Source organism: Pseudomonas endophytica (assembly GCF_001411475.1).
In the GTDB taxonomy this organism is placed as follows: Bacteria; Pseudomonadota; Gammaproteobacteria; order Pseudomonadales; family Pseudomonadaceae; genus Aquipseudomonas; species Aquipseudomonas endophytica.
In genome coordinates, this window is the sequence record NZ_LLWH01000025.1 from 1 (window position 1) to 11,689 (window position 11,689).

General features: G+C 57.4%; 9 protein-coding genes and 1 pseudogene. 2 read left to right on the top strand and 8 right to left on the bottom strand.

Annotated features, from left to right (window positions below):
• Positions 1–59 precede the first annotated feature (59 nt).
• From AQS70_RS03375 to AQS70_RS03390, 4 genes and pseudogenes are all read right to left on the bottom strand, one after another.
• A pseudogene (locus tag AQS70_RS03375) lies at positions 60–1,660 on the bottom strand (putative 2-aminoethylphosphonate ABC transporter permease subunit).
• A gap of 1 nt (position 1,661) precedes the next feature.
• Positions 1,662–2,738, bottom strand: coding sequence for a putative 2-aminoethylphosphonate ABC transporter ATP-binding protein (locus AQS70_RS03380; RefSeq protein ID WP_055101516.1), 1,077 nt, complete (start codon positions 2,736–2,738; stop codon positions 1,662–1,664).
• Positions 2,739–3,156: 418 nt separating this feature from the next.
• Positions 3,157–4,020 carry a LysR family transcriptional regulator gene (locus AQS70_RS03385; RefSeq protein ID WP_055101517.1) on the bottom strand — a complete coding sequence of 288 codons (864 nt, stop codon included), beginning with the start codon at positions 4,018–4,020 and terminating at the stop codon, positions 3,157–3,159.
• A gap of 16 nt (positions 4,021–4,036) precedes the next feature.
• Positions 4,037–6,292, bottom strand: coding sequence for a heavy metal translocating P-type ATPase (locus AQS70_RS03390; RefSeq protein ID WP_055101518.1), 2,256 nt, complete (start codon positions 6,290–6,292; stop codon positions 4,037–4,039).
• Positions 6,293–6,377: 85 nt separating this feature from the next.
• On the opposite strand from AQS70_RS03390, the gene cadR reads away from it, so the two are divergent.
• Positions 6,378–6,827, top strand: a complete 450-nt coding sequence (gene cadR, locus AQS70_RS03395) for a Cd(II)/Pb(II)-responsive transcriptional regulator (RefSeq protein WP_055101519.1) — start codon at positions 6,378–6,380, stop codon at positions 6,825–6,827.
• 152 nt (positions 6,828–6,979) lie between these two features.
• Here cadR and AQS70_RS03400 read toward each other — a convergent pair whose 3' ends face one another.
• The 4 genes from AQS70_RS03400 to AQS70_RS03415 all read right to left on the bottom strand — a co-directional run bounded on the left by AQS70_RS03400 (position 6,980) and on the right by AQS70_RS03415 (position 10,632).
• Entirely contained in the window at positions 6,980–7,828 is an 849-nt protein-coding gene (locus AQS70_RS03400; RefSeq protein WP_055101520.1) for a hypothetical protein, read from the bottom strand.
• A gap of 179 nt (positions 7,829–8,007) precedes the next feature.
• Positions 8,008–8,979, bottom strand: coding sequence for a thymidylate synthase (locus AQS70_RS03405; protein ID WP_055101521.1), 972 nt, complete (start codon positions 8,977–8,979; stop codon positions 8,008–8,010).
• A gap of 51 nt (positions 8,980–9,030) precedes the next feature.
• Positions 9,031–9,837, bottom strand: coding sequence for a prolipoprotein diacylglyceryl transferase (lgt, locus tag AQS70_RS03410; protein WP_048390936.1), 807 nt, complete (start codon positions 9,835–9,837; stop codon positions 9,031–9,033).
• Between the two features lie 12 nt (positions 9,838–9,849).
• Complete coding sequence (locus tag AQS70_RS03415; protein ID WP_055101522.1) at positions 9,850–10,632, bottom strand: sulfite exporter TauE/SafE family protein; 783 nt, start codon at positions 10,630–10,632, stop codon at positions 9,850–9,852.
• 118 nt (positions 10,633–10,750) lie between these two features.
• Between AQS70_RS03415 and AQS70_RS03420 the strand changes: the two genes are divergently transcribed.
• A complete protein-coding gene (locus AQS70_RS03420) occupies positions 10,751–11,497 on the top strand; it encodes an NRDE family protein (RefSeq protein ID WP_055101523.1) in 747 nt (248 codons plus the stop codon).
• The last annotated feature ends 192 nt before the right edge of the window (positions 11,498–11,689 follow it).

Consider the following 11,689-nt stretch of genomic DNA (forward strand, 5'->3'; position numbering starts at 1 on the left):
AGCAACAAGAGCAAGCGGCTTGAACATGGTGCGGTTCCTTGTGGAGGGAGAAGCATGACTCATTGAGTGGGCGTGCTTTGGCGCCAGGCTTGGGAGCGGCGCAGCACGCCGCGTGAAGCCCAAGCCAAGAGCAGGGACACGCCCGCCGAGGTGAACAGAATCAGGGTCGACATGGCGGCCGCGCCGCCCACGTTGCCGGCGTCGTCCATGTTCAATACAGCCACCGCGGCGAGAATCGTGTCGGGGCTGTACAGAAAGATCGCCGCCGACACCGTGGTCATCGCCGAGACGAACAGGTAACGCACGATGTCCAGCAGCGCAGGCAGGCAAATCGGCAGGGTGACGCGCCAGTAGTGGCGATACAGCGGCGCTTTGAGTGACAACGCGGCCGCCTCGAACTCGCTGTCGAGCTGGCGCAGCGCGGTGGTGGCGGTCATGTGTGCAGTGGTCAAATAATGCGCGATGGTGCACACCACCAGCAGGGTCATGGTTCCGTAGAACACATGCAGCGGGTTGCCCGGCAGATTGAAGAAAAACACGTAGCCCAACCCCAGCACCAAACCCGGCACCGCCATGGGAATGAAACAGAGCATGCGCAGGGCCAGATTCAAGCGTTGTTGAGCGTTGGTTTTTTCCATCAGGTACGCGCCGGTGAAGATCAGCACGCTGCCGATTAACGCGGTACACAAGGCCATGCTCACGCTGTTGCGATAGGCCAGCCAACCGCCGCCCGCCGTGTCGTTGAACTGATAGTGGTTGAGCGACAACGATAAGTTGTAAGGCCAAAATTTGACCAGCGATGAGTACACCGCCATCCCGAACACCATCAACAAGACGGCGCAGATCAGCAGCACGATGGCCAAATAGCAGCGATCACGCCCTTTGCAGGGCAACGGTTTAAACACTTGGGCGCGACCGCTCAAGGTGTCGCCATGCTGGCGACGCAGCCACGCATCGACCGCAAAACTGAGTAGAGCGGGCAGCAGCAAGACCATGCCGATCAAGGCGCCACGTCCGAACTGTTGTTGCCCGACCACCGCTTTGTAAGCTTCCAGCGCCAGCACTTGGTAGTCGCCGCCCACCACCACAGGCACCCCGAAATCGGTGATGGTCAGGGTGAACACCAGACAGAACGCGGCGAACAACGCTTGGCGCGTGCCCGGCCAAGTGATGCTGCGAAACGCTCTAAAGGGCCCCGCGCCCATGCTTGAGGCGGCGTCAAACAGCCGAGCGTCGGCCATCGACAAGGCTGAAAGCAGAATCATCAGCGCGTGAGGGAAGGTGTAAATCGCCTCGCCAAGCACAATGCCCCAGAAGCCGTAGATGTTGTCTGCAATCAGCCCACGCAATAGCCCCTGGTTGCCGAACAGGTAAACCAACGCAATACCCCGCTCAGCGACACTTTGAGGCTGTTGCCCACCAGCCAATGAAAGTTAGTGCTGGTGACCAGCTCTCGGGCCGCGACCCATCCGCCGCCTTGCCCGTCTTGCGCACTGAAGCCGCGCCAGAAGATCGCCAGCAACGGCATCAGCACCGCAACGCCGAGTAATAACAGCAACAGCAGTTTGCCGCCGACGATAAAGAGCCTGTCACCCAGCTCGGCCCGTGAGGCGCTGCGGCCCAGTTTGTCGGACAGCGGCAGGGTCATGTGCGCGGCCATGTTAAGCAAACACCTGCAAGCTGCTCGGCGGCAAGGCGACGAAGATGTCTTGCGCACCAAGGCGCGGCAGGTCTTGGCTGCCAACTTCGGCGGTGAGCGGGTGCCCCGGCAAGTGGTTAAGTTCAAAGCGCATGCGGCAGCGATTGCCGAGGAAGGTGATGTCACACACACGGGCCGGGAACAGGTTTTCTTGGTGCAACACCGGGTTCACGCTGATTGCTTCGGGCCGACAAAACAGTCGCCCGGACTCAGCGCGTCCCGCATCCGCAGCCAAACGCATGTTGATACCGCCAACCTGGGCGTAGTGGCCGCTGTAATGCTCATACGGCAGCCAATTACCTTGCCCGACAAACTCAGCAACAAACGGCGTGGCGGGAGTGTTGTAGATGTCTTGCGGGGTAGCGTACTGCTCGACCTTGCCGTTGTTCATCACGGCGATGCGGTCGGCCATCAGCATGGCTTCGTCTTGGTTGTGGGTCACCATCAAGGTGGTGATCCCTAGGCTGCGTTGCAGTTGGCGCAACTCGGTACACAAATGTTCGCGCACGCGGGCATCCAATGCTGACATCGGCTCGTCGAGCAACAGCAGCGACGGCGCAGGTGCCAAAGCGCGGGCCAGCGCCACCCGTTGTTGCTGGCCGCCGGAAAGTTGGCCCGGGAATTTCTTTTCGCTGCCGGTTAAACCCACCAGTGCCAGCATCTCGGTAACGCGCTTGCGAGCCTCAGCACGCTGACTGCCCGCCAGACCGTAGGCGATATTGGCTTCAACGGTGAGATTGGGGAACAGCGCGTAAGACTGAAACAGAATCCCGTAGTCACGTGCCTGCGGGGCGAGGTCAGACACATCGCGAGAGCCGAGGTACAACATGCCGCTGTCTTGGCGCTCAAGCCCAGCGATGCAGCGCAGCAAGGTGGTTTTGCCACACCCAGAAGGCCCGAGCAGGCACACCAGTTCACCTGCTGCCACGTCCAGCGAGACACTGTCTAACGCCGTAAAAGCGCCGAAGCGCTTACTCACAGCGCGCACCTTCATGGGCACGCCGGGTGGGGACAAAGCCGTTTCGTTCGAGCGGTTCATGGATGCACCTCATCAAGCAGATGAGGTCATCCTAAAGAGGCTATGCGTACACGATGTGGCAGTAAGGCAAAAACTGCCGATAGACGTATTGGTGGATTTTGGGTGTTGGATTTGTAGGAGGGGCCGGCCCGTCTTCGACGCCGCGCTGTCGCGCAGCAAACGGGCTAAGTCTGCAGTCGCTGACGAGGCACAAAGGCTGCGATCAACTGCTGGCAGTCGTAACACCATCGCGCACGGTGTTTGGGTGCATCTCTATTTTTGTAGGAGCTGGCGCAGCCTGCGATCTTTTGATCTTCTACCGCAACATCAAAAGATCGCAGCCTGCGGCAGCTCCTACGCGGGATATTTGTCTGCCAACACACCCTGTGGTGTCTTTTTAAATCAAAAACTGACTTCATGTTTGATAAGAGCGAGCGTATTAAGCCGGGGCCATTTCTTGTGCTAGGCCCAAAAAAGCCGCAGGTAAACGGGCTGACTTGCGCTCTTTAAGGCAATACACATACTCGGCGATCAACGGCGCACCTTCCAGCGTCAGCACTCGCAGTTGCGGGTCGTGGGGGACTTCCTGACGGGCAATGATGCTGATGCCAATATTGCGCAGTACCGCTTCGCGTATCGACTCGCGGCTGCCAATTTCCAACAGCGGGCCGAACCCAACCCCAGCGCCTTCAAGCAGCTCTTCGGTCAGTTTGCGGGTGGTCGAGCCTTGCTCGCGCATGAGCAAGCAGTGCCCGGCCAACGCCCTTAACGGAACGTGATCAGACGCGGCCAGCGGGTGATTACGGTGCACTGCGACGACCAGCGGGTCAGTCCCCAGTACCCGACGAATCAGCCGTGGGTCTTCGACTAATTGCGACGAGGCGGCGATGTCGACACGGTATTCGTCTAAGGCTTCGAGCACTTGTTGCGAATTACCAATGTCCACCGACACCACGATGTGCGGCAAACGCTCGCGCAAGGTTTTGACTAGGTCGAGGATGTAATACGGCGCGGTCGCCGCGATGCGTAACGTGCCGGTGCCTTGGCCGCTGTTGCGCAAAAAGAACTCAATGTCAGCCTCTTGTTGCAACAGCGTTTTGACCATCGGCAGCAAACGCACGCCCTCATCGCTGAGGGTTAGGCGCCGCCCACCACGGTAAAACAGCTCCACGCCGTATTGGCTTTCGAGCTGGCGAATCTGGGTGGTCACGGTCGGCTGGCTCAAGCCCAGTTTTTTGGCAGCCTGAGTGATGCTGCCCAACTGGGCCACCCGGTAAAACGCTTTCAGCTCAGCACTCAGCACGACGGCCTCTCTTGATTTATTTGCGTACCAGACGCAACCCGTTAAAGACCACTAACAAGCTCACGCCCATGTCAGCAAAGACGGCCATCCACATAGTGGCCAAGCCCATGAAGGTGACCACAAGGAAGATCGCTTTAATGACCAACGCCAACGCAATGTTCTGTTTTAAGATTCTGGAGGTATCACGTGACAAGCGAATGAAGGCAGGGATTTTGCGCAGATCGTCGTCCATCAGGGCGACATCAGCCGTTTCAATCGCGGTATCCGTACCGGCCGCCGCCATCGCAAAACCAATCTCGGCACGCGCCAGTGCCGGCGCGTCGTTGATGCCATCACCGACCATGCCCACGTGATGGCCCTGTGCATAAAGTGCTTCAATCGCCTTGAGCTTGTCATCGGGTAGCAAGTTGCCCTGGGCTTGGTCGATTCCAACTTGGGCGGCAATTGCGCTGGCGGTGTGCGGGTTGTCGCCGGTCAACATCAGGGTTTTGACCCCCAGTGCGTGCAGCTCACGAATCGCTTCGCGGCTGGTTTCCTTAACCGTATCGGCCACCGCAAACAGGGCCATCGGGCCTGCGTTGTCGATCAGCAAAATCACGGTTTTACCCTGCTCTTCCAGCGCGAAGAGCTTTGCTTCGAGTTCGGCTGAGCACAGGCCCAACTCTTCTATCAGGCGATGGTTGCCCAAGTGGTAGACCTTGCCGTCGATTTCGCCGCGCACACCACGGCCAGCAAGTGCACTGAAGTTATCCACAGCGTACAGCGACAGATTTTTATCCACAGCAGCATTGGCGACGGCCAGAGAAACCGGGTGGTCAGAACGCGAGGCCAAGCTGGCGGCCAGCAACTGCGCACTGTCGGTGTGCAGCGGATCAAGCGGCACGTAGTCAGTCTGCACCGGCTTGCCGTGAGTGAGGGTGCCGGTTTTATCGAGCGCCACATAGTCCAGCTTATGGCCACTTTCGAGGTACACCCCGCCTTTGACCAAAATGCCTTTGCGCGCCGCGGCCGCCAAGCCGCTGACGATGGTCACCGGCGTCGAAATCACCAGCGCACACGGGCACGCCACCACCAGCAATACCAGCGCACGGTAGATCCAATCGAACCACACACCGCCCATCAGCAGCGGCGGGATAACCGCCACCGCCAGCGCGAAAAGGAACACCACAGGGGTGTAAATCTTGGCGAAACTGTCAACAAAGCGTTGGGTCGGGGCACGGGCGCCCTGGGCTTGTTCGACGGCCAAAATGATGCGTGCCAACGTCGAGTTATTGGCCGCCGCCGTGACCCGGTATTCCAGTGAGCCGGCCTGGTTGATGGTCCCGGCGAAGACTTTGTCACCGATGGTTTTTTCGACCGGTAGGCTTTCGCCGGTGATCGGAGCTTGATCAATGCTTGAGTTGCCCGCCAGCACTTCGCCGTCCAGACCAATGCGCTCGCCCGGTTTAACCCGCACGATAGCCCCCAGTTCGACGTCTTTGACTTCACGTTCCAGCCAAGTGCCGTCTGGTTGTTGCACGGTGGCGGTGTCCGGGGCCATTTGCATTAGGCCGCTGATTGCATTGCGCGCACGGTCCAAGGATTTGACTTCGATCAGTTCGGCCACGGTAAACAGGAACATCACCATCGCCGCTTCTGGCCATTGGCCAATCAGCACCGCACCTGTGACGGCAATGCTCATGAGGGCGTTGATGTTCAGGTTGAGGTTTTTCAGGGCAATCCAGCCCTTTTTGTAGGTGGTCAGGCCGCCGCTGAAAATCGACAGCAATGCCAACAGCGCAATCACCCACGTGGGCGCCGCGTCAGTGAAGTGCAGCACTTCAGCGGCCAATGCGCCGACACCCGCGACCGCCAGTGGCCACCAATGCTTCTTGGCAACGGGCGCTGGGGCCGTGTCTGTACCGGGTTCTAATGGTTCAGCCTGCATGCCGAGGGATTTAATCGCCGCCACAATCGGCTCCGTCGACGCGAGGTCGTGGGTCACGCCCAGCACCCGATTGATTAAATTGAACTCCAACTGCTGCACGCCGGCTAACTTGCCCAGTTTATTTTGGATCAAGGTTTGCTCGGTCGGGCAGTCCATGGCCTCAATGCGAAAACTGCTCAGGCGAGCGCCCGCTGTCGGCGCGGCGCTCAACTTGATCACGCTGGGCGCAACGTTGCTTGAACAGCAACTGTGGGCATGGCTGGCGTGGTCATGCGTGTCTTCATGCTCGTGGTCATGGTCATGACCTGCATGGGCTTTGTGCGAAGTGTGAATGGAGTCGCTCATCAGGATGCGTCCAGAAAGGTGCCTGTTGCCAAGTAAAGACCCTGTAGCCACTATAGGGTCAAGCAGCCTTTGAGAGATCAACACAATGAAAATTGGTGAACTGGCGAAATTGACCGATTGTCAGGTCGAAACCATCCGTTATTACGAGCGTGAAGGCTTGCTGCCGGAACCGGCGCGCAGCGAGGGTAATTACCGTCTGTATACCCAAACCCATGTGGAGCGGCTAACGTTTATCCGCAATTGCCGCAGTTTGGACATGACCCTCGAAGAAATCCGCAGCCTGCTCAATCTACGGGACAGCCCGCAGGACCAGTGCCAAAGCGTAAACGCGCTGATCGACGAACACATCCACCACGTGAAAGCGCGCATCGATGGCTTGTTGGCCTTACAGACACAACTGCTCGACCTGCGCCAACGCTGTGGCGAAGGGCCAGAGATGGATCAATGCGGGATTTTGCAGCGTCTGGAAGTCAGCGGTTCAGTGGCTGCGCCAGAAGGCGAACCGAGCCACGTGGGCAGAAGCCACGGGCATTGATGCTCAACCCGTAGGAACTGCCGAAGGCTGCGATCTTTTGATCTTTAACATCACAAAATCGCAGCCTTCGGCAGCGCCTATGGAGTGGAGTGTTACACCGCCATCGGCGCGTGGTGCTGGTAACCTTAGAGGCTGTTGACTGTTTGTAGAGGTCAAATCACGTCGAATTCTACGTACTTGCTTCTGCCAGCGGACCATCTCAGATTCGGGCTCATATTGGCCCCGAGAGAAATAAAGTACTGCACTAGAACGCGCTTGTTCACATGACTCTGATAGACAACCGCGGGAATAACGAACTCCATTGCTTTGTTTGGATTAACAGTCATGTGGCGCTGAGCGTCGATCCGAATATTAGACTCATCAACCCAGAAGATCTCCAGCGCGTTATATCGGTGCATGTTTGTAATTGGCTCAATAATTACTTTAATACCACTCGGGTGATCCTTCGTATTCAAAACACCCTTTTTCACAGCCGGAATCTTTAGAACTGGTTTAGGCCCCATCGACGGTGCGACATACACAGGCTTTTTAGGCGAAACATTAGCCCCCCCCGCTTCTGGCATATGAATATAGCCAACTTCGGATTTCTTCCCTACAAATTTAACGGCCTCGGTGTCGGGCAGGGTGATCAACACAGCCGCATTTTTGCTCTCAATAGGCACAGGGTCCGATTGGAACTCATAAAAATCCTCAGCCGAAAGTACAGTCCAGATCGCTCGAACTGTGTCGCCAACAGCAATCTCTTGCGCCCTAGGATCTATAATTATCGTTATTGCGTTTGTAAAAGGACTGTTCCCGATCATTTCGTACGGGATGACTGCTCCCTCAGGGGCAGTGACACCAAAAGAAAAATATTTATCATCAAAGCGGTAAGCGATCCCTGGAGAATAGAGCCCCGCTTTAACACTTTTATCGTTTGTCGGGCCTTTGAGATTTATATCTATGCCAACATTTTCGCTTGGCCAGAAACCTTCAGTTTTCAATTCATCTTTACGCATCATGACAGGCTCTCCAGTTGCATAGCAGAAGAGCTAGATGAACATGCGTCTGCATTCACAACAACTGTCATAAATAACAGTTGAATAGACTCTTTCGGTATAGACCTAAGAACCTATTAAACACCGCGTACAACGCGAGGGTTGGACGCGGCGCGGGATAGAGGTGGAGGTGGAGGTGGAGGTTAAACCGCCATGGGCGCGGTCATGGGGGCGTGGTGCTGGTAGCCTTCGAGGCTGAAGTCGCTCGGCTCGATCAGCTCCAACCACTCCGGCTGATAAACGCCGGTTTTGGCGAACTCCGGTACACGGTCCGAAATCACCAGTTTGGGCATCGGGAACGGCTCGCGGGTCAGTTGCTCATTGAGCATGTCCAAGTGGTTTTCATACACGTGGGCGTCGCCAATGAAGTAGGTGAACCAGCGCGGCGTATAGCCGGTCAGGCGGCCGATCAGGCTCAGCAGCGCAGCGCCTTCGGTCAGGTTGAACGGCGTGCCCAGACCCAAGTCGTTGGAGCGAATGTAGAGGGTCAGAGAGATTTCCTTAGTCTCGACATTCGGGTGGAACTGGTACAGCAAGTGGCACGGCGGCAGGGCCATTTCGTCGAGTTGGGCGCAGTTCCAGCCGTGGAACAAAATACGCCGGCTGCCCGGATCGTTGATGATGGTGTCTACGCACTGGCGTACTTGGTCGATGGCTTTGTACAGCACCACGTAGGCTTGGCCGTCTTCTTCACCTTCGGCAATCTGGCGATAGCCTTGGCTCAGGCACAACTCGATGGCGGCTTGGTTGCTGCGCGCCACTTGTTTGTACGCGGGCCACTTGCGCCATTGAACGCCGTAGATTTCGCCGAGGTCATCTTCGCCCTGACGGAACGGGTTAGCCAGCCACTGCGCGTTTTCGTTGGCGTTCTGATCCCAGACCTTGCAACCCAAGGCGCGGAAGTCCGCTGCGCTGTTGACTGGGCGCAAAAAGCCGCACATCTCGCCAATCGCCGACTTGAACGCCATGCGGCGTGTGGTGATGGCCGGGAAGCCTTCTTTGAGGTCGTAGCGCAACATCGCGCCGGGTAGGCTGATGGTCTTTACGCCGGTGCGGTTGGCTTGCAAGGTGCCGTGTTTAATGACATTGGCAACGAGGTCAAGATATTGCTTCATGGTTTTCCTAACGTTTGAATGCAGGGCCAGGGTGCGCCCTGCGATTCGAATTTAATGCGCAGCCTTTTGAGCCGCCGGGTCGCGGTTGTAAGCCAGCCAGATCAGGAACAGGCCGCCGGCAATCATCGGCAGGCACAGGATTTGCCCCATCGTGACCCAACCAAATGCCAGGTAACCGAGCTGTGCATCCGGCACCCGGACGAATTCGACGATAAAGCGGAAGATCCCGTAGAACAGGGCGAACATCCCGGAAACCGCCATGGTCGGACGCGGCTTGCGCGAGTACAGCCACAGCACCAAGAACAGTGCCACACCTTCGAGCGCGAACTGGTAAAGCTGCGACGGATGGCGCGCCAGTTGCTGTGGGTCGGTGGGGAAGATCATCGCCCACGGTACGTCGCTGGCCTTGCCCCACAACTCGCCGTTGATGAAGTTACCAATACGCCCTGCCCCCAGACCAATCGGCACCACGGGGGCGATGAAGTCCAGGATTTGGAAGAACGACTTGCCGTTGCGCTTGCCGAACCACCACGTCGCCAGCATTACGCCGATCAAGCCGCCGTGGAACGCCATGCCGCCTTTCCACACCTCGAAAATCAGCAGCGGGTTAGCGATGTAGGCGCTCAGGTCATAGAACAGCACGTAACCCAAGCGGCCGCCGACAATCACGCCCATGGCCACCCAAAACACCAAATCCGAGAGCTTCTCTTTATTCCAAGTCGGGTCGAAACGGTTGAGGCGTCGCGACAAAATCAACCACGCGGCGCCAATGCCGATCAGGTACATCAACCCGTACCAATGGATTTTCAGCGGTCCGATAGCCAACGCCACCGGGTCAATCTGCGGATAAGGCAGCATTGCGACTCCTTGTTAGATCAAGAAACTCAAACCGACACAGAACAACAGTGCGGCAAATAGCCTTTTCAGCAGGCGCGGCGACAATTTGTGAGCCAAACGCGCACCAAAACGGGCAAAAAACATGCTGGTCAGGGCGATCCCGATCAGCGCAGGTAGGTAGACAAAGCCGAGACTATGCGCAGGCAAGTCTGGGTTTTTCCAGCCAATCAACATGAAACTAAATGCACCTGCTAGGGCGATGGGCAGCCCGCAGGCCGACGAGGTGGCAACCGCTTGCTGCATCGACACGCTGCGCCAAGTCAAAAACGGCACCGTCAGCGAGCCGCCACCGATTCCGAAAATCGCCGAAGCCCAGCCAATCACACTGCCCGCCAAGGTCAGACCCACCTTGCCCGGCACCGTTCGGCTGGCTTTGGGCTTTAGATCCAAGGCCATTTGCAGGGCGATAATCAGCGCAAACACGCCAATGATTTTTTGCAAGTGCGGGCCTGAAATCATTTCAGCGGTCAGCGCACCAATACCGGCTCCGATCAGAATGCCCACACTCATCCAGGCAAACAGTCGCCACAGCACCGCGCCTTTGCGGTTGTGCTCAATGATCGAGTTAATCGAGGTAAAAATAATCGTCGCCAACGAGGTGCCAACGGCTAAATGAGTCAGCACATCATGACTGAACCCCTGCAAGGTGAAGCTGAACACCAGTACCGGCACGATGATCAGCCCACCGCCCACCCCGAACAGCCCGGCCAGCACACCCGCGAAGCCTCCCAGTACCAGATAGAGCAGAAATTCCATAACGCCCCCTATTTTGGACCCGCATGGTAACGGAGCAAGGGCTCGGGCTCCACTGCATGGCGTAACACGCCGAGGCAATCTATAAGTACAGTGATTAAAAAAACGTTAAGGACTGCCCATGTGCCTGATTGTCTTCGCTTGGCGCCCTGGCCACGCACAGCCTTTGGTCGTTGCGGCCAACCGTGATGAATTCTATGCGCGCCCCAGTAAACCGTTGGCCCAATGGCCTGAAGCGCCGCAGGTCGTTGCTGGCCGCGACGTACAGGCAGGCGGCACTTGGCTGGGCGTAGGGGCTGATGGCCGCTTTGCTGCGCTGACCAATATTCGCGAGCCGCATCAAGCCCCAGCGCGGCATTCGCGAGGCGAGCTGGTGGCTGGCTTTTTAAGCTCAAACACCTCAATCGGGGATTATTTCGCCGATGTTGGCCGCCGAATCTCAGACTATGCCGGGTTTAATCTATTGCTGGGCGACCGCGAACAGCTCTGGCATTTCAACGCCAAAGAACTGGCCCCGCAGCCGTTGAGTGCGGGTATTTATGGGTTGTCGAATGCCGGGCTGGATACGCCGTGGCCCAAACTGCTCAAAGCTAAGGCAGCGCTGAGTGAGGTGCTGCATGACCCTCAGCCGCAAGCCTTGCTGGCACTGCTTAAAGACCCGCACACCGCCCCCCTCAGTGAACTGCCGGACACTGGCGTCGGGCAAGCCACCGAAAGCTTGTTGTCGAGTGTATTTATCGCTAGCCGCACTTACGGCACACGCGCCAGTACCGCGCTGATCGTCAACGCGAATGGTTCAAGGGTGATGGTAGAACACAGCTTTGGCCCGCTGGGTGGGCACTTGGGCGAGGTGTGGTTGAACAATTAACCTGTAGGCTGCGATCTTTTGATGTTGCAGTAGAAGATCAAAAGATCGCAGGCTGCGCCAGCTCCTACGAAAAGCAGGTCTGTGCGCTTAAGGGGTAAATCAACAGCTCCTACAGAGAGGGTTCTCTGGCGCTCAATACGGTTTGATCGCCGCCGGGTTCATCATGCGCGTAAGGCCCAGGTTTTTCAGGGC